At 74.8% G+C, this 19,285-nt stretch carries 13 protein-coding genes; 8 read left to right on the forward strand and 5 right to left on the reverse strand.

Going from position 1 to position 19,285, the window contains the following annotated elements:
• The first annotated feature begins 118 nt into the window (after positions 1-118).
• The 5 genes from ACIRG9_RS08570 (at position 119) to mptB (ACIRG9_RS08590) (ending at position 8,533) form a co-directional block, all read left to right on the forward strand.
• Positions 119-886 carry a type 1 glutamine amidotransferase gene (locus tag ACIRG9_RS08570; RefSeq protein WP_402852238.1) on the forward strand — a complete coding sequence of 256 codons (768 nt, stop codon included), beginning with the start codon at positions 119-121 and terminating at the stop codon, positions 884-886.
• Positions 887-888: 2 nt separating this feature from the next.
• Positions 889-3,906, forward strand: a complete 3,018-nt coding sequence (locus ACIRG9_RS08575; RefSeq protein WP_402852241.1) for a bifunctional [glutamine synthetase] adenylyltransferase/[glutamine synthetase]-adenylyl-L-tyrosine phosphorylase — start codon at positions 889-891, stop codon at positions 3,904-3,906.
• A 52-nt stretch (positions 3,907-3,958) separates the two neighbouring features.
• Positions 3,959-5,554 (forward strand): hypothetical protein, encoded by a 1,596-nt coding sequence (locus ACIRG9_RS08580; RefSeq protein WP_402852244.1) that lies wholly within the window; start codon positions 3,959-3,961, stop codon positions 5,552-5,554.
• 62 nt (positions 5,555-5,616) lie between these two features.
• On the forward strand, positions 5,617-7,032 hold the full coding sequence (mptB, locus tag ACIRG9_RS08585; protein ID WP_402852247.1) for a polyprenol phosphomannose-dependent alpha 1,6 mannosyltransferase MptB: 1,416 nt from the start codon (positions 5,617-5,619) through the stop codon (positions 7,030-7,032).
• A gap of 13 nt (positions 7,033-7,045) precedes the next feature.
• On the forward strand, positions 7,046-8,533 hold the full coding sequence (gene mptB / locus ACIRG9_RS08590) for a polyprenol phosphomannose-dependent alpha 1,6 mannosyltransferase MptB (RefSeq protein ID WP_402852250.1): 1,488 nt from the start codon (positions 7,046-7,048) through the stop codon (positions 8,531-8,533).
• 289 nt (positions 8,534-8,822) lie between these two features.
• Here mptB (ACIRG9_RS08590) and glnA read toward each other — a convergent pair whose 3' ends face one another.
• Positions 8,823-10,247 carry a type I glutamate--ammonia ligase gene (gene glnA, locus ACIRG9_RS08595; protein WP_402852253.1) on the reverse strand — a complete coding sequence of 475 codons (1,425 nt, stop codon included), beginning with the start codon at positions 10,245-10,247 and terminating at the stop codon, positions 8,823-8,825.
• A gap of 301 nt (positions 10,248-10,548) precedes the next feature.
• On the opposite strand from glnA, the gene ACIRG9_RS08600 reads away from it, so the two are divergent.
• Complete coding sequence (locus ACIRG9_RS08600) at positions 10,549-10,962, forward strand: RDD family protein (RefSeq protein ID WP_402852256.1); 414 nt, start codon at positions 10,549-10,551, stop codon at positions 10,960-10,962.
• A 49-nt stretch (positions 10,963-11,011) separates the two neighbouring features.
• On the opposite strand, the gene ACIRG9_RS08605 is transcribed toward ACIRG9_RS08600, so the two are convergent.
• The 3 genes from ACIRG9_RS08605 to ACIRG9_RS08615 form a co-directional block, all read right to left on the reverse strand.
• A complete protein-coding gene (locus tag ACIRG9_RS08605; RefSeq protein ID WP_402852259.1) occupies positions 11,012-12,334 on the reverse strand; it encodes a hypothetical protein in 1,323 nt (440 codons plus the stop codon).
• Positions 12,331-12,882: a SigE family RNA polymerase sigma factor gene (locus ACIRG9_RS08610; RefSeq protein ID WP_402852262.1), complete on the reverse strand. Its 552-nt coding sequence runs from the start codon at positions 12,880-12,882 to the stop codon at positions 12,331-12,333. Before ACIRG9_RS08610 ends, ACIRG9_RS08605 begins: the two co-directional genes overlap by 4 nt.
• Before the next feature lie 100 nt (positions 12,883-12,982).
• Positions 12,983-13,672, reverse strand: coding sequence for a DUF4191 domain-containing protein (locus tag ACIRG9_RS08615; RefSeq protein WP_402852264.1), 690 nt, complete (start codon positions 13,670-13,672; stop codon positions 12,983-12,985).
• Positions 13,673-13,884: 212 nt separating this feature from the next.
• Here ACIRG9_RS08615 and ACIRG9_RS08620 point away from each other — a divergent pair, with 212 nt between their 5' ends.
• On the forward strand, positions 13,885-14,052 hold the full coding sequence (locus ACIRG9_RS08620; RefSeq protein WP_402852267.1) for a hypothetical protein: 168 nt from the start codon (positions 13,885-13,887) through the stop codon (positions 14,050-14,052).
• A gap of 2 nt (positions 14,053-14,054) precedes the next feature.
• The gene (locus ACIRG9_RS08625; RefSeq protein ID WP_402853033.1) at positions 14,055-17,174 is read left to right on the forward strand and encodes an AAA family ATPase; all 3,120 of its coding nucleotides are present in this window, start codon (positions 14,055-14,057) and stop codon (positions 17,172-17,174) included.
• Between the two features lie 28 nt (positions 17,175-17,202).
• On the opposite strand, the gene ACIRG9_RS08630 is transcribed toward ACIRG9_RS08625, so the two are convergent.
• Positions 17,203-19,230, reverse strand: coding sequence for a hypothetical protein (locus tag ACIRG9_RS08630; RefSeq protein ID WP_402852269.1), 2,028 nt, complete (start codon positions 19,228-19,230; stop codon positions 17,203-17,205).
• Positions 19,231-19,285: the final 55 nt, after the last annotated feature.

Raw genomic sequence — 19,285 nt, forward strand, 5'->3', positions numbered from 1 at the left:
GTCGCCGGGGCGCAGGACCGGTGGGCGCAGGCAGTCGTCGATGGCCACAACGGCAGCCTAGTGAGCACCCGCCGAGCCGTTCCGGGCCGCCCGCCGGCCACCGGATAGCCTCGACGTCGTGGCGACCGCGCTGGTGATCGAGAACGACCCGACCGACGACCTCCGCCGACTGGGGGAGTGGCTCACCGAGGGGGGCATTGACCTTCGGGTGCTGCGCCCGCACGCCGGCGACCAGCTCCCCGCCGACCTCGACGGGTACGCCGCGCTGGTGGTGCTCGGCGGCGAGCAGCAGGCGTACCCACTGCCCGACGGCAGCCCCGGCGCGCCCTGGTTCCCGGCCCTGGAGGGGCTGCTGCGCAAGGCGGTCCGGCAGCGGATCCCGACCCTCGGGGTCTGCCTCGGGGCGCAGCTGCTGGCCGGCGCGCACGCCGGGCAGGTCGAGCGGAGCCCGTCCGGGCCGGAGGTCGGGCCAGCCGTGGTCGGCAAGCGGGACGCCGCCGACCACGACCCGCTCTTCCGGTACGTGCCGCTGATGCCGGACGTGTTCCAGTGGCACACCGACGAGATCACCGAGCTGCCGCACGGGGCCACCCTGCTCGCCGCCTCCACCCGCTACCCGCACCAGGCGTTCCGCCTCGGCGACCGGGCCTGGGGGCTGCAGTTCCACATCGAGTGCGACACCGCGATGATCGCCGACTGGGCCCGCGACTCGACGCTCCTCGCCGAGCTGGACTACGACCCGGAGCTGGTGGTGGCCGCCTGCGACCGGATGATGGCCGACGTCGAGGAGGTGTGGCAGCCGTTCGCGATCCGGTTCGCCGCCCTCGCCCTCGGCGAACTGGACGACGACGCACCCCGCCGCAGCCTGCCCCTGCTGGGGCAGTGACGATGACCCGTCCGAGCAGGGGACGCCTCGCCCGGTACGGCTTCGCCGAGGGCGACGGCCGGGCGCGGGCGGTCGACCTGCTCGGCCCGGACGGGCTCCGGCTGTGGCGGCCGGACGTCCAGGAGCCCACCGACGAGCGGGCCGGCGAGCTGCTGGCCGCCCTCTCCCGGGCCGCCGATCCGGACCTGGCGCTGCGCCAGCTGCATCGCCTCGTCGAGGCGGAGCGCCGTACCACGGAGCAGCCGGCGGTGCTGGACGCCCTGGCCGCCGACCCGGGGCTGCGCCGGCGCCTGGTCGCGGTGCTCGGCGCGTCCGCGGCGCTCGGCGACCACCTGGTGGCCAACCCCGGCCAGTGGGTGGTGCTGGCCACCGGTTCGGACGGGCTCGCGCCGTCCGCCGACGGCCGCCTCGACCTGGCCGCCGCCGCCCGGCTGGCCGGCGCCACCGGCCCGGTGCCGGTGCTGCGGCAGGCGTACCGGCTGGCGCTGCTGCGCATCGCGGCGGCGGACCTGACCGGCGGACGCGGGCTGGAACAGACCATGGCGGCGCTCTCCGAGCTCGCCGACGCCACCCTTGCCGCCGCGTACGGGATCGCCGTCGACGAGCTGCCGGAGGGCACGCCCCGGCCCCGGCTGGCCGTGGTGGCGATGGGCAAGTGCGGCGGCGAGGAGCTGAACTACGTCTCGGACGTGGATGTCATCTTCGTCGCCGCCTCCGACGACGACCTGGCCGCCGCGACCCAGGTCGCCACCCGGCTGATCCACGTCTGCGGGCTGGTCGCCTGGCCGGTCGACGCCGCGTTGCGGCCGGAGGGCAGCCGGGGGCCGCTGGTGCGTACCCTCGCCAGCCACCTCGCCTACTACCGCCGCTGGGCCCGGACGTGGGAGTTCCAGGCGTTGCTCAAGGCCCGGCCGGCGGCCGGCGACCTGGACCTCGCCCGGGAGTGGATCGAGGCGCTCGCGCCGCTGGTGTGGACCGCCGCGGAACGGCCGGAGGCGGTCGAGGACGTCCGCGCGATGCGCCGGAAGATCATCGACAACATCCCGCCGAAGGAGCTGGAACGCGAGATCAAGCGCGGTCCGGGCGGGCTGCGCGACATCGAGTTCGCGGTCCAGCTGCTTCAGCTCGTGCACGGCCGGGGCGACGAGTCGCTGCGGGCGCCGGGGACGATCCCCGCGCTGCGCGCGCTGGTCGCCGGCGGCTACGTCGGCCGGGCCGACGGGGAGGCGCTGCTGCTCGGCTACCGCTTCCTGCGCGGCGTCGAGCACCGGCTCCAGCTCCAGGGCCTGCGCCGGACCCACACGGTGCCGGCCGAGCCGGCCGCGCTGCGCTGGCTGGCCGCCGCGCTCGGCTACGCGGCCAGCCCGGGCCGCAGCGCCGTCGAGGAGTTCCGCGCCGAGTGGGTCACCCACGCCACCGAGGTACGCCGGCTGCACGCGAAACTGCTCTACCGGCCGCTGCTGGAGTCGGTGGCCCAGGTGCCCGCCGAGGGCCTGCGCCTGACCCCGGAGGCGGCCCGGCACCGGCTGGAGATCCTCGGCTTCGCCGACCCGGCCGGGGCGCTGCGCCACCTCCAGGCCCTCACCGGCGGGGTGAGCCGGACCGCCGCGATCCAGCGCACCCTGCTGCCGGTGCTGCTCAGCGAGTTCGCCGACGCGCCGGAACCGGACCGGGGGCTGCTCAACTACCGGCAGGTCTCCGACAAGCTCGGCAGCACCCCCTGGTATCTGCGGCTGCTCCGGGACTCCGGCCCGGTCGCCCGCCGGCTGGCCCGGGTGCTCTCCTCCTCCCGGTACGCCGCCGACCTGCTGGCCCGCGAACCGGAGGCGCTGCGGCTGCTGGCCGAGGACACCGAGCTGACCCCGCGTAGCCGCGAGGTGCTCGGCGAGGGCTTCGCCGCCGCGGCCGCCCGGCACGGCGACCCGGTCGAGGCGGTCCGGGCGGTACGCGCCCTACGCCGCCGGGAGCTGGTCCGCCTCGCCTGCGCCGACGTGCTGAGTCGGGCCGGCGCGCTCGCCCCCACCCCGGGCCGCGCGGAGCCGGACGGGCGGGCCGGGCCCGGCCTCGCCGACGTCGCCACCGTCGGCACCGCCCTCTCCGACGTGGCCGACGCCACCCTGGCCGCCACGCTGCGGGCCGCCCGCGCCGCCCAGCCGGCGCCGCCGGGACTGCGCTTCGCGGTGATCGGCATGGGCCGGCTCGGCGGATACGAGTCCAACTACCTCTCCGACGCCGACGTGCTCTTCGTCTACGACCCGCCGTCCGGCGCGGACGAGTCGGCGGCCAGCGTCGCGGCCCGAGCGATCGCCGAGGAACTGCGCCGGCTGCTCGCCGCGCCGGCCCCCGACCCGCCGCTCGGGGTCGACGCCGACCTGCGCCCGGAGGGCCGGCAGGGCCCGCTGGTACGCAGCCTGGCCGCGTACGCCCACTACTACGCCCGCTGGTCGAAGGTGTGGGAGGCGCAGGCGCTGCTGCGGGCCCGGTTCGTGTGCGGGGACGCCGACCTGGGCGCCGAGTTCGAGGCGATGATCGACCCGATCCGCTACCCGGCCGACGGGCTGACCCGCGAACAGGTGGTCGAGATCCGCCGGATCAAGGCCCGGGTGGAGACCGAGCGGCTGCCCCGGGGCGCCGACCCGGCCACCCACACCAAGCTGGGCCGGGGCGGCCTGGCCGACGTCGAGTGGGCGGTGCAGCTGCTCCAGCTCCGGCACGCCGGCCGGCGTGCCGAGCTGCGCGGCACGCGTACCCTCGACGCCCTCGCCGCCGCCCGCGACGCCGGCCTGGTCGAGGCGGACGACGCGGCGGAGATGGCCGCCGGCTGGACCCTCGCGGCGCAGGTCCGCAACGCGCTGATGCTGGTCCGCGGCCGGGCCGGGGACCAGCTGCCCCGGCACGGGGTGGAGCTGGCCGGGGTGGTCCGCCTGCTCGGCCGCGACGACCCCGGCGAGTTCCTGGACGAATACTTGCGCACCGCCCGCCGCTCCCGCGCCGCCATGCAGCGAGTCTTCAATGACTGACGTGCAAGGAAGGGCCCCCTCTTATCGCCTCCCGCACAGCAGGGGTCCCCTGTTGACCCGGCCGCCAGCCACGGCGCTGGCGGCCGGCGTGGCGCTGCTGCTCGGCGTGGCGTTCCTGCTCGCCCCGCCGATGGGCACCGACCTGGCCGCCCAGGTCGCCCGGGCCGGGTTCGTCGCCCGCCACGGCGGTGCGCCGATCGACCTCGGCTGGTACGGCGGGGTGAACCAGTACGGCTACAGCCTGTTCACCGCCCGGCTGGGCGCGTGGCTCGGGGTGCGCCCGCTGGGCGTGGTCGCCGCCGTACTGGGCGCCGCGGCCCTGGGCTGGCTCTTCGTCCGGCACCGGGCCCGCCGGCCGGTCCTCGCCGGGGTGCTCGGCGCGGTGGTGCTGGTCGGCAACCTGGCCAGCGGCCGGATCACCTTCGCCGTCGGCCTCGCGTTCGGGCTGCTCGCGCTCTGCGCGGTCGGCGCCGGCCGGCCGGGCCGGCCGGCGCGGCTGACCCTGGCCGCCCTGCTCGGCGCGGCCGCCACCTGGGCCAGCCCGGTGGCCGGGCTCTTCACCGGCCTGGCCGGTGCGGCGCTGCTACTGGCCGTGCTGCGCCGCGGCGAAGGCCCGGGACGGTCGCTGCCGGGCGGCTGGCGGGTGGACCGCCCGCTGGCCGAGAGCCTGGTGCTCTGTCTGGCGCCGGCGTTCGCGCTCGTCCCGATGGCCGTGCTGTTCGGCAACGGCGGCACCCAGCCGTACTCGGCCGAGTCGATGAAGATCAACGTGGCGCTGGCCGTGCTGGTGTTCGCCGTCGTGCCCCGACGGTGCCGGGCGCTGCGGATCGGCTCGGCGCTGACCGTGCTGCTGCTGGTCGCCGCCTTCTACCTGCCCAGCCCGATCGGTTCCAACGCGCTGCGGCTGTCGATGCTGTTCGCGCTGCCGGTGCTCGCCGGGTACGCCCGGCTGCCCGGCCCGTGGCTGGCCGGACTGCTCGCCGCCACCGTCTGGTGGCAGAACCCGGTGATGGTCAGCGACGTGACCCGCGCGGGCTCGGCGGAGAGTGCGGCCTCGTTCCACCGCCCGCTCGCCGACGAACTGGCCCGCCGGCAGCCGGTCGGCCGGGTCGAGGTGGTGCCGCTGCGGGACCACTGGGAATCGGCGTACCTGCCACCGACCGTGCCGCTGGCGCGGGGCTGGGAACGGCAGGTGGACACCGACCGTAACGCCCTCTTCTACGCGGACGGGCCGACCGCCGACTCCTACGCGGACTGGCTCCGCCGGGAGGCGGTCCAGTACGTCGCGGTCGCACCCGACACCCCACCGGACCGGTGGGGGCGGGCCGAGGCCGAGCTGGTCCTCGCCGGCCAGCCCTACCTGCGCGAGGTGTGGCGGAACGCCGACTGGCGGCTGTACGCGGTGGTCGACCCGACACCGCTGGTCGGTGCGCCGGGCCGGCTGGTGGCCGCCGACCAGGCCCGGGTGCGGTTCACCACCGACCAGGCCGGGACCGTGCCGGTCCGGGTCCGGTGGTCGCGCTGGCTCTCCCTCGACGGGGCGGACGGGTGCCTGCGACCGGGGCCGGACGGCTGGACCGAGGTCCGGGTGGGTGCCCCGGGTGAATACGCGATCGCCAGCGGGCTCGCGCCGGCGAACCACTGCTGAACACCTCACCCGGTCCGGTGCCCACCGTCGGTCCCGCCCGGCCCGGCTGGCAGCATGGCGGGGTGTCTCACCACCTCTCGCGCTGGACCGGCCTGGCGGGCTCGGTGCTGCTCGCCGTGGCCACCTTCCTCGGCGGCGCCTTCCCGCACGGCAACCTGCGCCCCACCCCGGTCGGCATCTGGCAGGGTCCGCACGGGCCGTTGATCATCAGTAGCTGGCTGGTCGGCACCGCGCTGCTGGCGTGGGCCTGGTGGTCGCTGCGGGACCGGGTGCCGTCGGTCCGCTGGGCGTTGGTGACCGCCGGGCTGTGGCTGCTGCCGCTGCTGGTCGCGCCGCCGTTCGGCAGCCGGGACGTGTACGCGTACGCCTGCCAGGGCGCCAGCTACGCCGCCGGAATCAGCCCGTACGAGCAGGGGGTGTCGGCCCTGCCCTGCCCGTGGCTGGACACCGTCTCGTACATCTGGCGGGACACCCCGGCGCCGTACGGCCCACTTTTCGTGGTGCTCGCCGGCGCGGTGGTCAAGGCGACCGGCTCGCTGACCGCCAGCATCGTGGCGTTCCGCCTGCTCAGCCTGGCCGGCGTGGCGCTCACCGCGTACGCCGTGCCGGTGCTGGCCCGGCGGTGCGGCGTACCGGCCGAGCGGGCGGTGTGGCTGGCCGTGGCCTGCCCGCTGGTCGGCATGCACCTGATCGGTGGCCCGCACAACGACGCCCTGATGGTCGGGGCTCTGGTCGCCGGGCTGGCCGTGGTGGCCTCCCGGCCGGGCCGGCCCGGCCCGCTGCTGGCCGGCGGGGCGCTGCTCGGCGTGGCCGTGGCGATCAAGGTGACCGCCCTCGTCGTGGTGCCGTTCGCGGCGCTGGCGGCGATCGTCGGGCCGTACCGGATCCGGACGCTGGTGCGCGACGGCGGGTGGGTGGTCGGCGGTGCCGTCGCGGTCGTGGTCGCGGTGACCTTCGGCGGCGGCCTCGACTTCGGCTGGGTCGGCGGCCTGTCGCAGGGCGGAGCCGCGGTCGCCTGGACCTCCCCGCCGACCGCGGTCGGCCAGACCGTCGGATATGTCGCGGTGCTCTTCGGCGCGCACATCGACGCGCTCCCGGTGACCCGGGGGATCGCGGTGGTGCTGCTGGCCGTGCTGCTGGTCTGGCTCTGGTGGCGGGCCCGGCACCGAAACCCGCTCTACCACGCGGGGCTGGCGCTGGCCCTGACCGTGGCGCTCTCCCCGGTGGTGCACCCCTGGTACTGGCTCTGGCCGTTGGCCGTCCTCGCCGCGACCGCCGCACTTCGGGAGAAGTGGTACATCGTGGTAGCCGTCGTCGGGTCGTTCCTGATCCTGCCGGACGGAACCGGCCTGCCCCGGTGGACCAAAATGCCGGGCGCCCCCCTGATGACGCTGTTGGTGATCGTGGTCACGGTCTGGTTGGTACGGTCGGCTCGGGCGGCCCGGAATCCGGTTCCCGCCGAGGCGTCGGCCGACTGAGGAGAAAACGCCGGTGAGTGAGCGCGACGGGCCCGTCCAGCCCGTCGCCGCCGCCGTCGCCCGCTATGCCGGCCTCGCCGGTGCCGTGCTGCTGTCCGTCGCCGCCTGGCTGGGCGGGGCGCTGCCCGGTGCCCCCGCCAACAGCGAACTCCTCGACATCTGGCGGGCCCCGCACGGGCCGGCGGTCCTCGGCTGCTGGCTGGCCGGCACCGCCCTGCTGGTCTGGGCCTGGTGGTCGCTGCGCTGGGGCGCCCCGTCGGCCCGGTGGGCGTACCTGACCGCCGGGCTCTGGCTGCTGCCGCTGCTGGTCGCGCCGCCGATGGGCAGCCGCGACGTCTACTCGTACGCCTGCCAGGGCTGGTCCTGGACGCACGGCGTCGATCCGTACCGGGTGGGGGTGGCCGCCGCCGGCTGCCCCTGGACCGACACGGTGTCGCCGATCTGGCGGGACACCCCGGCGCCGTACGGGCCGTTCTTCGTCCTGCTGGCAGGCCTGGCGGTGCTGCTCGGGGGTGGCCTGACCGGGACGCTCGTGCTGCTGCGGGTGATCGCGGTGGCCGGGGTGCTGCTGGCCGCGCTCTGCGTGCCCGGGCTGGCCCGGGCGGCCGGTGTGCCGACCCGGCGGGCGGCCTGGCTGGCGCTGGCCTGCCCGCTCGTCGGGGTGCATCTGGTGGCCGGCGCGCACAACGACGCGGTCGGGCTCGGGCTGCTCCTGTTCGGCCTGCTGGTGCTGGTGCGCCGGCCCGGCAGGCCGCGGGCGCTGCTGCTGGCCGGGGTGCTGCTGGGGCTGGCGGTGACCGTGAAGGCCATCGTGGTGGTGGTGCTCCCGTTCGCCGCGCTCGCCGCCGTGCTGGGCCGCTACACCGTGCGGGCCCTGCTGCGCGACGGCGGCTGGCTGGCCGGGGGAGTGGTGGCGGTGCTGGTGGTCACCTCGCTGGTTACCGGGCTGGGGCTGGGTTGGGTGGGTGGCGTGGCCCGCAGCGGCGAGTCGCAGCAGTGGACCTCGCCGCCGACCGCGGTGGGTTTCGTCATCGACTACACGGGCGAACTGTTCGGCCGGGAGCCGCACGCCGTGCCGGTGGTCCGGCTGGTCGCGCTGGCGGTGCTCGCGGTGCTGCTGGCGGCGCTCTGGTGGCGGTCCTGGACGGCGCTGCGCCGGCTGAACGACGTCCGGCAGCGGGTGCGCCGGCTGGCCGTGGCCCGGCCCCGGATCATCCTGGCCGGGGTGGGCCTGGCGCTGGCCGCCACGGTGCTGCTCGCCCCGGTCTTCCACCCCTGGTACGCGACCTGGCCGTTGGCGATGCTGGCGGTGGCGACGGTGTCGGTGACCCGGACGGTGTGGTTCGTGGCGCCCAGCGCGGTGGCGTCCTGCCTCACCCTGCCCGACGGCGCAAACCTGGCCCGGTTCACCAAGGCGCCGGGCGCGATTCTGATGACCGCGCTCGTCGTGCTGGTCGTGGTCCGGGCGGTCCGAGCCGCCCGGGCCCGACGCCCGCGCTGACGTACCCGCCCGACCTGCCTTCGGCCAGCCTTCGACCACCTTCGGCCTGTCTTGATCGACTCGGGTTGCGGCAGGTTGTGGTCACCGCGGCGCTCGACACCGCCGATTGCGGCAGCTGGAGTGGATCAGGGCGGACCGGTGGCACGGAACGGCCGGGGGCACGGAACGGCCGGGGCACGGAACGGCCGGGGCACGGAACGGCCGGGGCACGGAACGGCCGGGGCACGGAACGGCCGGGCCGGCCCCGCTGTTGCGGAGCCGGCCCGGCCGGTGCTGCTGGAGCGTGCGCTCAGCAGTCGAAGTACATGGCGAACTCGTGCGGGGTCGGGCGCAGGCGCACCGGGTCGACCTCGTTGGTCCGCTTCCAGTCCACCCAGGTCGAGATCAGGTCCGGCGTGAACACGCCGCCGTCGAGCAGGTAGTCGTGGTCGGCCTCCAGCGCGTCGAGCACCTCCGGCAGCGAGCCCGGGACCTGCTTGACGTCGCCCCACTCCTCCGGCGGCAGGTCGTACAGGTCCTTGTCGATCGGCGCCGGCGGCTCGGTCTTGTTCTTGATGCCGTCCAGGCCGGCCATCAGCATTGCCGAGAAAGCCAGGTAGGGGTTGCTGGACGGGTCCGGCACCCGGAACTCGACCCGCTTGGCCTTCGCGTTGCTGCCGGTGACCGGGATACGCGTGCAGGCGGAGCGGTTGCGCTGCGAGTAGACCAGGTTGACCGGCGCCTCGAAGCCCGGCACCAGGCGACGGAACGAGTTGACCGTCGGGTTGGTGAAGGCCAGCAGCGACGGCGCGTGGTGCAGCAGGCCGCCGATGTACCAGCGGGCGGTGTCGGAGAGGCCGGCGTACCCGGTCTCGTCGTAGAACAGCGGCTCACCGTTGAGCCAGAGGCTCTGGTGGGTGTGCATGCCGGAGCCGTTGTCACCGAAGAGCGGCTTCGGCATGAAGGTGGCCGTCCTGCCGTTGGCCCAGACCTCGTTCTTCACGATGTACTTGAAGAGCTGGAGCTGGTCACCGGCGTGCAGCAGGGTGGAGAACCGGTAGTTGATCTCCGACTGGCCGGCGGTGCCGACCTCGTGGTGCGAGCGCTCCACGGTGAAGCCGTTGTCCACCAGCCGGCGGACGATGCTGTCGCGCAGGTCGGCGAAGTGGTCGACCGGCGGCACCGGGAAGTAACCGCCCTTGTACGCGGTCTTGTAGCCCCGGTTGCCGCCCTCCTCCTCGCGGCCGGAGTTCCAGGCACCCTCGATCGAGTCGATGTAGTAGAACGACCGGTTCGCGGACGTCTCGTGGCGGATCGAGTCGAAGATGTAGAACTCGGCCTCGGCGCCGAAGTATGCGGTGTCGGCGATGCCGCTCGCGGCCAGGTAGGCCTCGGCCTTCTTGGCCACGTTCCGCGGGTCGCGGGAGTAGGCCTCCCGGGTGAACGGGTCGTGGATGAAGAAGTTGAGCGCGACGGTCTTCTGCGCGCGGAACGGGTCGATGAAGGCGGTCGCGACGTCCGGGAGCAGGAGCATGTCCGACTCGTGGATCGCCTGGAAGCCGCGGATCGACGAGCCGTCGAACGCGAGGCCGTCGGTGAAGACGCTGTCGTCGAAGGACTCGACCGGCAGGTTGAAGTGCTGCATCACGCCGGGCAGGTCACAGAAACGTACGTCGACGAACTTCACGTCCTCGTTCTTGAGGTATCGCAGGAGTTCCTCGGGATTGGCGAACACGTGTTCCTCCTGGCAGGGTCACTCCGGTGGCTGGCTCCTGGCGACCGTATGGCGGTGGGGTTGCTCGGCCGTGTCTCCTCTGTTTCCGCCGTGTTACGTCCCTCGCGGAGCGTCATCTACCCCGCTGAGCCACCGCCAACCGCCCTTCAGGCGGTGCGCTCTGTGCCCGAGTAGCCCTGTCTGAAGGGCTATGCCCGATTCTCCGGCAGGTGCCGAACCGGCCGTACCCGGGTGGTGACCGACACCCCTGCTCATCACGGCGCCAACGGCTCCGCCGACGGCATGACTACCCTTGACCGCTGTGACCACTACCGCCACCGTGGTGCCGCCCGCCACGGATCCCACGTTCACACCCCCCAGCCTCGGCCGCCGGTTCGGCGCGCTGATCATCGACTGGGTGCTCTGCCTGCTGATCTCCGGCCTCTTCGCCAACCCGTCCCGGGACGGCTGGCCGCCGGTGGTGGTGCTGATCCTCGAGTATGCCTTCTTCCTCGGCTTCTTCGTCCAGACCCCCGGCATGTACCTCACCCGGATCCGCTGCCTCGCCTGGTCGGACGGCGGCCGGATCGGTCCGCTCCGGGCGCTGCTGCGCGGCATGCTGCTTGCGCTGGTCGTACCCGCCCTGCTCATGGACGGGCACCGCCGCGGCCTGCACGACCGTCTCACCGACGCCGTCATCACCGACGCCCCCCGACCCGCCCGCGCCGGCTCCTGACCCGCCCGGCGCGGCATCCGCCCCGGTGGGGACGGATGCCGGCCGCCGGTCAGCCGAGCGTGACCTCGGTGTCGTCCACCCGTACCCGGGTGGTGACGGCGGGCAGCAGCGTGGCGTTCCGACCCGCGGGCTGCCATTTGCCCTGCTCGTCCAGATAGCTCAGCGTGGTGTCCTTGCGAGCCACCAGCCAGCCCCGCTCGTCCGGCAGCCGTACCGCCACCGGCAGTGGCGCGTTCGGGTCCACCTCGTCGCCGTACACCCGCACGACCGGTCCGTAGACCGGGTGGGTCGAGGCGTTCAACGGCTCGACGTAGACGACCGTTCGGGTGGGGTCGGCTCCGAAGCGCACGTCGGCGGCGACGAACAGCTCGCCCCGCCCGGTGCGGCCGTACGCCATCCAGTCCATCCCTATGGCCTCTTGAAACGGCTCGTCGTCCCCACCGTGGCCACCCCTGCCGAGGAGCATGCGCACGCTTTCCAGATCCAGCCCGGCACCGCGCGGGGCGATCGGGAACAGGGCCGGTCTGGCTGCCGGCCAACCGTCACCCGGTGGGGCGGCCCAGCCGAGGCCGCGGTCGTTCGGTATCACGCTGGGGTCGGTCAGGTTCCCGATCTTCAGGTATGTCCTCGAACCGTCGCGGATCGCCACGCTGTACCGGTCGCGTTGCGGTGGCACCTTGACCACGGCTGCCCCATCGGCGAACGTCACCGGTCGCCAGTCGGTGCGGGTGATCCCGTCGGCGAGATAGGTCCGGTCCCCGGACCACTCCACGTCGTTGCCCACGTCCAGCACCACGAGCACGGACCGGTTCGGACCGGTAAGGAACGCCCAGCTGCCGAGACCCTTCGTGAAGATGTCCGCGCCGACGGGCTCCGGCTTGCCGGCACGGTCCGTGCCGATGAACCGGATGAACACGGACAACTTGCCGCCATCGCCCCGCATCCGCTGCACCACGGCGGCGGCGGGGCCGGCCGGGGTGGCCCCCGCCCACGTAACGTGCGGTGGCGCGGCGGGCGAGCGGGTCAGGCCCAACCCCCGCAGCGGGGTGTCGTCGCGGGTCCGTTCGTAGGTGGCGATCACCCGGTCGAGGTAGGCGCGGTCGTGGGCCAGGTCGCCCCGGGTCGGCTGATCGAGCAGGAGTTCCGCAACGTCGGCCAGTTGGGCCGGCCCGGGAGCACGGTCCAACTGGACGGCTCCGGCCAGGCCGGCCAGCAGCAGCACGGCGAGCGCACCCGCCAGGGCACGGTGCCGGCGGACCCGGCGCCGACCACCCCGCCGGGCCCGGTCCACCAGGTCGGCCGGTGGGTGCACCTCGTCCGCGGTCACCGCCAGGGCCCGTCGTACCGGGTCGGTTTCCAGGTCGTACGTCATCGAATCCTCCGAGTCAGGGGAGAGGTGCCGGGCAGCGCGTCGCGTTCGAAGTGCCCGAGGTCGGTCAGCTCCCGCAATCGGGTGAGGCCCCGCGCCGTGTGGCTCTTCACCGCGCCGACCGAGCAGCCCATGATCTGGGCGGTCTCGGTCTCGGAGAGGTCGTCGAGGTAGCGCAGCACGACGGCCGCCCGCTGCCGGGGCGGCAGGGCGCGCAACGCTCCGAGCACCATCTGTCGAGTGGCCACGTCATCGGCGTGGTCGGCGACCGGCGGGCTGGCCGCGTCGGTCAGCGTCGCCTCCGGCCGCCGGCCCCGCAGTCGCCAGCGGTCGATGGCGCGGTTCACCATGATCTTTCTGGCATAGGTGTCCGGTGCGGCGCGGGCTCGCCGCCACTTCGCGTACAGCCGTTCCAGGACCTCTTGGAGCAGATCCTCCGCGGCGTGCCGGTCCGTTGTCAGCAGGTACGCCGAACGCAGCAGGGCGGCCGAGCGGCTACGGACGAACTCGTCGAACGAATCCGTCGGTGTCCGGGCGTCGTCGTCTTTCATCGCGGGTACAGACGACGGGCGGTGGCGAGAGGTTTACCGGGACACGAGAAAGCCGGGCCCGTCGAGGACGGACCCGGCTTTTGCTCGCGTACGACGGGGCTCAGCGACCCCGGGTCTGGCGGAACGCGCCCCGCGGCGGTCGCATGTTCTTCGGGATCGCGCCCTTGGGCAGCTGCGGGCGGGCGGTGAGCGCCTTCAGCCGCTTGTCGAGGGCGTTGACGTCCTTGGGGGAGAGGTTGCGGGGCAGCCGCATCAGGGTCATCCGCAGCTTGCGGATCGGCAGCTCGTCCTCGCCCTGCCCGATCATGAAGTCGTGCAGCGGGGCGGAGCCGATCACCTTGGCCAGCCGGCGCTTCTCCTGGCCGAGCAGGCCGCGTACCCGCTGCGGGTTCCCCTCGGCCAGCAGAATCACGCCAGGGCGGCCGATCACCAGGTGCACCATGTCCATCTGGGTGGTGGAGCTGACGGCCGGGGTGACCCGCCAGTCGCCGCGCATGCTCTCCATGATCTGGGCCGCCGCGCCGGGCTGCCCCTCGGCGGCGTTCATCATCGCCGTGTTGGAGCGCAGGTTGAGCACGATCAGCACGGCGAGCAGGGCGAGCAGGATGCCGATCGGTAGCCAGATCCAGCCCATGAGAATGACCGCGACCACGGTGAGCGCGAGCGGGATCAGCACCGCCGCGGCCACCAGCGGCGCGAACCAACGGTCCTGCTTGGCCGTGAACCGGAAGACCATCCCGATCTGCTTCAGCCGCTGGCCGAACGAAACCTTCTCCTGGGGCTTTGCCATGCCGCAAGTCTAGTGGTCGCTCCGCAACCGTTTGATCCGTGGCCGGCCCCACGCCACGCGGCTGAGTACCTTACGTCGCCGACGTGTGGTTGAGGCCCTCGGGTAAGGAGGCTACGCGGCCGAAGATCAGGCGGCGGACCCATGCCCCGGGGGCACCTTCGAGCGGAAAGTCGGTATCGACAACGACACGAACCGCACGACAGGGGACCGACATGTTCGGCAACGACGCAGACCTGCTGCTCGCCATCCACCGTAGTTACGCCGCCGAGCTCCGGGCCGACGCGGCCCGCGACCGGCTCGCCCGATCACTGCCCCGCCGCCGGCACCGGGGCTGGCTGGGCCGCCGGCACCACGCCGCCCGTACCGCCGACGGCCGGTGACCATGCGAGCCGCGCCGGCCGGCGCGGACACGATCCGCCGGGCCACCCCGGCGCCGCCCGCCGTCGGCGGTGCGGCCGGGGTGGCCGCGGGCCGGCGCGGGGACGGCACCGGCCCGGCCGCCACGGGGGCGGCCGGGCCGCAAGGAGACGGGCCGGTCGGCCGGGACGGTACGGGCACCCGTCATGGCATGCTCGACGGCGTGACCGTACGCGCCGCCAGCACCGTGCTCGTCGGCCGGCAGCAGGAGCTGGCCGGGCTGCGCGAGACGCTCGACCGGGCCCGCGCCGGGGAGGCCGCCACCGTCCTGGTCGGCGGCGAGGCCGGCGTCGGCAAGACCCGGCTGCTGGAGGAGTTCGCCGTCCTGGCCGGCGGCGCCGGTGCGCGGGTGCTGGTCGGCCAGTGCCTGGAGCTCGGCGAGGCCGGCCTGCCGTTCGCCCCGTTCGCCGCCGCGCTGCGCGAGGTGCTGCGCCACGACGGGCCGGCCGCGTTCGCCGGGTACGAGGCCGAGTTCGCCCGGCTGCTGCCGGAACTGGCCCGGGTGCCGGCCGGCGTCGCCGCGCCCGCCGGGCTGACCGCCTCGGACGCCCCGCGCGGCTACCTGTTCGAACTGGTCGCCGACCTGTTCAGGCGGATCGCCGAGGAGCGGCCGTTGGTGCTGGTCATCGAGGATCTGCACTGGGCCGACCGGTCCACCCGGGATCTGATCGGCTTCCTGGTCCGGGGCGCCCGCGCGGAGCGCCTGCTGCTGGTCTGCACCTTCCGTACCGACGAGCTGCACCGCGGTCACCCGCTGCGCCCCTTCCTCGCCGAGCTGGACCGGGCACGCGGGGTGGAGCGGGTCGACCTGGGCCGGCTGGACCGGGACGGCACCGCGGCCATCCTCACCGATCTGCTCGACGCCGAACCGCCCGCCCGGGCCGTCGACGACGTGCACCGGCGTACCCAGGGCAACCCGTTCTTCATCGAGGAGCTGGCCGCCGCGGGCGACCCGGTGGGCTGCGCCGTCCTGCCCGAAACCCTGCGCGACCTGCTGCTGGCCCGGGTGGACCGGCTGCCCGAGCCGGCCCAGCGGGTGCTGCGGATCGCCGCCGCCGGGGGCACCCGCTTCGCCCACCAGCTGCTCGCCGAGGTCGCCGGCCTGCCCGAGGCCGAGCTGGAGGACGCGTTGCGCGCCGCCGTGGCCGGCCAGCTGGTGGTGGCCGACCCCGACGGCGACTACGAATTCCGGCACGCGCTGGTCCGCGAGGCCGTCCACGACGAGCTGCTGCCCGGCGAGCACGCCCGGCTGCACGCCCGGTACGCCGCCGCGATCGAGGCGCAGCCGCACCTGGTGGCCGCCGGCCGCGCCCCGGCCGAGATCGCCCACCACTGGTACGCGGCACACGACCACCCGCGCGCACTGGTCACCGCCCGGGTGGCCGCCTGCGCCGCCGCCGACCGGTACGCGTACGCCGAGCAGAGCCGGCTGCTGGAACGGGTCCTCGAACTGTGGGAGTTGGTGCCCGACGCCGCCGACCGGCTGGGCATGGACCACCTCCGGGTGCTGGAGGAGACCCTCGACGCGGCCAACACCGCCGGCGACCTCAGCCGGGCGCTCACCCTGACCCGGGCTGCCCTGGCCGAGGTGGACGGCGCCGCCGAGCCGCTGCGCGCCGCCCGCCTGTTGGACCAGCGGGGCCGGCTGCTGGCCCTGCTCGGCAAGAGCGACGGCGCGGCCGAGCTGGGCGAGGCGTACCGGTTGGCGGCCGGGGTGCCGGACGGGCCGGAGCGGACGGGCCTGCTCGCCGACATCGCGGCGCACCTGATGAAGATCGATCCGAGGCAGGCCGCCTCGGTGGCGGCCGAGGCGACGGCGGGCACCGAGCCGGTCGGCGCCGACCTGGCCCTGCTGCCCACCCGGATCGCCATGCTCCGGCGTACGGACCGGACGCCCGACCTCGGGCTGGCCGAGCTGCGCCGGGCCGAGGCCCGGGCCCGGGCCACCGACAACGCGCCGGCGCTGGTCAGCGCCCTGGTCTACCTCTCCGACGTGCTGTACGAGCTGGGCAGCTACCAGGAGTCGGCCGAGGCGGCCGCCGCCGGGGTGGCCGAGGCGCGCCGGGTCGGGATCAGCCGCTCGATCGGGGCGTACCTGCTGTCGAACCGGGCCGAGGCGCTGATCGCGCTGGGCCGTTGGGACGAGGCGGACGCCACCTGCGCCGAGGCCGCCCGGATCGACCCGCCGGGTGTCTCCGGGCTGCACTGGCTCCAACTCCGGGCCGGGCTGCGGCTGGCCCGGGCCCACCCGACCGCCGAGGAACTGGTCGGCCGGGCGCTGGCGTTCCTGGCCCGGCCGTACCTCTGGCCGAACCACCGGCTGCCGCTGCGCGAGCTGCGCATCGAGGCCGCCCTCGCGGCGGACGACAAGATGGCGGCGCTCGCGGCGAGCCACGCCGCCCTGGCCGACGAACGCCTGGCCGACCTGCCCCGGGAGGCGTGGCCGGTGCTCACCGCCGCCGCGCGTACCGCCGCGCTGTTCGGCGACGCCGACCTGGCCGGTGCGGTGGCCGCCATGTCCGCCGCCCTGCCCGCCCGCTATCCGGCGGAGCGGGCGCACGCCCTCCAGGTCACCGCGATCCTCACTGGTGTCGATGCTGGCATCGGTGCTGGTGGCGTGCTGTCGGCCTGGCGGGCGGCGGTGGATGCGTGGCGGGCGGCCGGGCAGCCGTATCCGCTGGGCCGGGCGCTGCTCGGGCTGGCCGAGGCGGCCGCCTCGGCCGGCGAGCGGGACGTCGTGGCCGCCGCGGTCGGCGAGGCCGGCGACATCGCCGCCCGGCTCGGGGCCTCCTCGCTGGGCGAGCAGTCCGCCGTCCTGGCCCGCCGGGTCGGGTTGCGCGGCGGTGGCCGTCCCGGGCCGGACCTGCTCACCAGCCGGGAGCAGGAGGTGCTGCGCCTGGTCGCCGAGGGGCACAGCAACAGCCGGATCGCCGAACGCCTCTTCATCTCGCCGAAGACGGCCAGCGTGCACGTGTCCCGGATCATCGCGAAGCTGGACGTGCGCAACCGGGTGGAGGCGGCCGCGCTGGCCCACCGCCTCGGCCTGCTCGACCGCGACCCGGTGTCGCAGCCGGACGCCCGCTGACCGATCCACTCCCCGCCACGTGGCTGGATCAGCTCCGGGGCAGGTAGATCCGCCAGCCGTCCACGGTGACCACGTCGAGTGCGCCCCGGTCCGGGCCGAGTTGCCGGCCGAGTGCGCCCCGGTCCGGGCCGGTTTGCCGATTGAGCGCGCCCCGGTCCGGGCCGGTTTGCCGGTGGAGTGCGCCCCGCCCGGGGCCGAGCTGCCGGTCGAGCGCGGCAGCCAGTGGTGATCCGACCGGCGCGACCCAGCCCGCGTCCGGGTCGGCCGCCACCGCCCGCCGGTACGCCGGACAGCGGTCGAAACCGGGGCGCAACTTGTCGTCGACCACCGCGCAGAGTACGTCCTCGCCAGTTTCGAAGGTGAGCCGGTTGCACGTCCAGTAGCCGCCCCGCACGTGCCGTACGCCCAGCCTGTTGAGGGTGTCGACGAGCGTGCCGTGGCGCTCCGCCTCGGCCTGCGCCGCCGGCACCACGCTGATCGTGCCGGCGGTGGCGACGGCTGCCGTGCCGAGGACGGCGGCCAGCACAACGATCGCGCCCACCCGGGCGGCTCGACTCGCCACGCCTCGTGCCCGGCGACGGGCACGGCCGACTTCCTCGGACTCAACGGCAGCGTCTCGCTGCTCGGCCACGCGCCGCGTGCCCCGTCCCGCCGCGCGCCACAGTGGCCAGAGCAGGGCGGGCGTGGCGACCGGGAGACAGGAGAGGTAACGCGCGCTCTCCATCGGTGTCCGCCCGGCCGAACTGCTCACCGCGTACGCCGCCAGCACCGCCGCCGCCCCAGCCAGCAGCGCCAGCCGCACTGCCGCCGAGACGCGCCGGTCGTCGTCGCCACCCGCACGTTGGCCGGATCTTGGACACTTGCCGTTCCGTCCAAACGGCAACTGTCCAAGATCTGCGGGGGTTCGGAGGGTGCGCCAGGCGAGCGTCGCCGCGAGGAGCAGCAGGAGCGGGAACGCGACGGCCCACCAGAGCTGCCAGCCGGCGCAGTGGCCGGGTGAGCAGAAGCCCATGCCGAGCGGTGGCCCGAGCACCAGGCCGCCGTGCAGCCGCTCACCCCAGCTCGCCGCCTCCCCGCCGCTGGCGTTGACCACCGCGGCGAGCGGGCTGCGGCCGTGCCGGAGGCTGTCCAGCAGCATCGGCGCCGCGCCGAGCAGCAGCGCGCCCCCCACGACCAGTCCCGCCCGGCCGGCGAGTTCCTGCCGCCGCCGGACCACCAGCACCGCGCCGGTCGCGAGGACGTACGGCAGTACCAGCGGGTCGACCCAGAGCATCAGCCCGGAAACCAGCCCCCAGGCCGCCCAGCGGCGCAGCCGCGCCCCGGAGCCGGGCTCGGCGCCGACGACGCCGGGGTCCGGCGGCCCGGCCCGGCCCGACGTCAACCGTGTCCGCGACGGGCGCAGCCGACGCGGCCCGGCCCGGCCCGACGTCAACCGTGTCCGCGACGGGCGCGGCCGACGCGGCCCGGCCCGACCCGGCGTCGACGGCACCCACGACGGGCCGGCCCGGCCGGGCATCGGCCGCGTCCCTGAAGGGCCGGTGCAGAGTCCCACGGTGAGCAGGGCGAGTGCCACCCCGGCCGGGTTCAGCTCGGGGTAGCCGCCGCCGGCGATGAGCTGGTTCTTCACCGCCCGGTCCGAGCCGAGCGCGAGGAAGGCGACGACCAGCAGGGCGTACCAGGGATCTCCGCCGAGCCGGCGGGTGAGCCGCCAGGAGAGGACGAGGAAGAGCGCGTACAGCGCGAGGGCCGGCAGCCGCAGCGCCAGCACCGAGGGCCCGGACAGCGCGAACAGCGGGGCGGCGAGGTACGCCTCCAACGTTCCCATGTACGCCTGGCCGTAGAACCAGACCGGCAGTTGCCGTCCCTGGGCGATGTGCAACGCGGCGAGCCCCATGGTGGCCTCGTCGCTGTTGGTCGGCGGGGCGTCGTGGCGCAGCAGCCACAACCGGTACGCGACCCCGGCCACGATGGCGAGGGTGGTCAACACCGCGGGCAGGGTCACACGTCTCCGCTGCCCGTACGCCGCGAAGGCCACCAAACCGGCCCATATCGTCACACGTAGTGTAACGGGCAGGTGACGGAGGGTGTAACGACGCGCTCGGGTGCGCTAA

The sequence above is a fragment of the Micromonospora sp. NPDC093277 genome (assembly GCF_044765245.1).
Taxonomy (GTDB): Bacteria; Actinomycetota; Actinomycetes; order Mycobacteriales; family Micromonosporaceae; genus Micromonospora.

Bases quoted from the DNA above. Each gene is read 5' to 3' on its own strand.
- ACIRG9_RS08575 (WP_402852241.1), top strand. From the start codon at position 889: ATGACCCGTCCGAGCAGGGGACGCCTCGCCCGGTACGGCTTCGCCGAG.
- ACIRG9_RS08625 (WP_402853033.1), top strand. From the start codon at position 14,055: ATGCGAGCCGCGCCGGCCGGCGCGGACACGATCCGCCGGGCCACCCCG.
- ACIRG9_RS08605 (WP_402852259.1), bottom strand. From the start codon at position 12,334: ATGACGTACGACCTGGAAACCGACCCGGTACGACGGGCCCTGGCGGTG.
- ACIRG9_RS08615 (WP_402852264.1), bottom strand. From the start codon at position 13,672: ATGGCAAAGCCCCAGGAGAAGGTTTCGTTCGGCCAGCGGCTGAAGCAG.
- ACIRG9_RS08620 (WP_402852267.1), top strand. From the start codon at position 13,885: ATGTTCGGCAACGACGCAGACCTGCTGCTCGCCATCCACCGTAGTTAC.
- ACIRG9_RS08610 (WP_402852262.1), bottom strand. From the start codon at position 12,882: ATGAAAGACGACGACGCCCGGACACCGACGGATTCGTTCGACGAGTTC.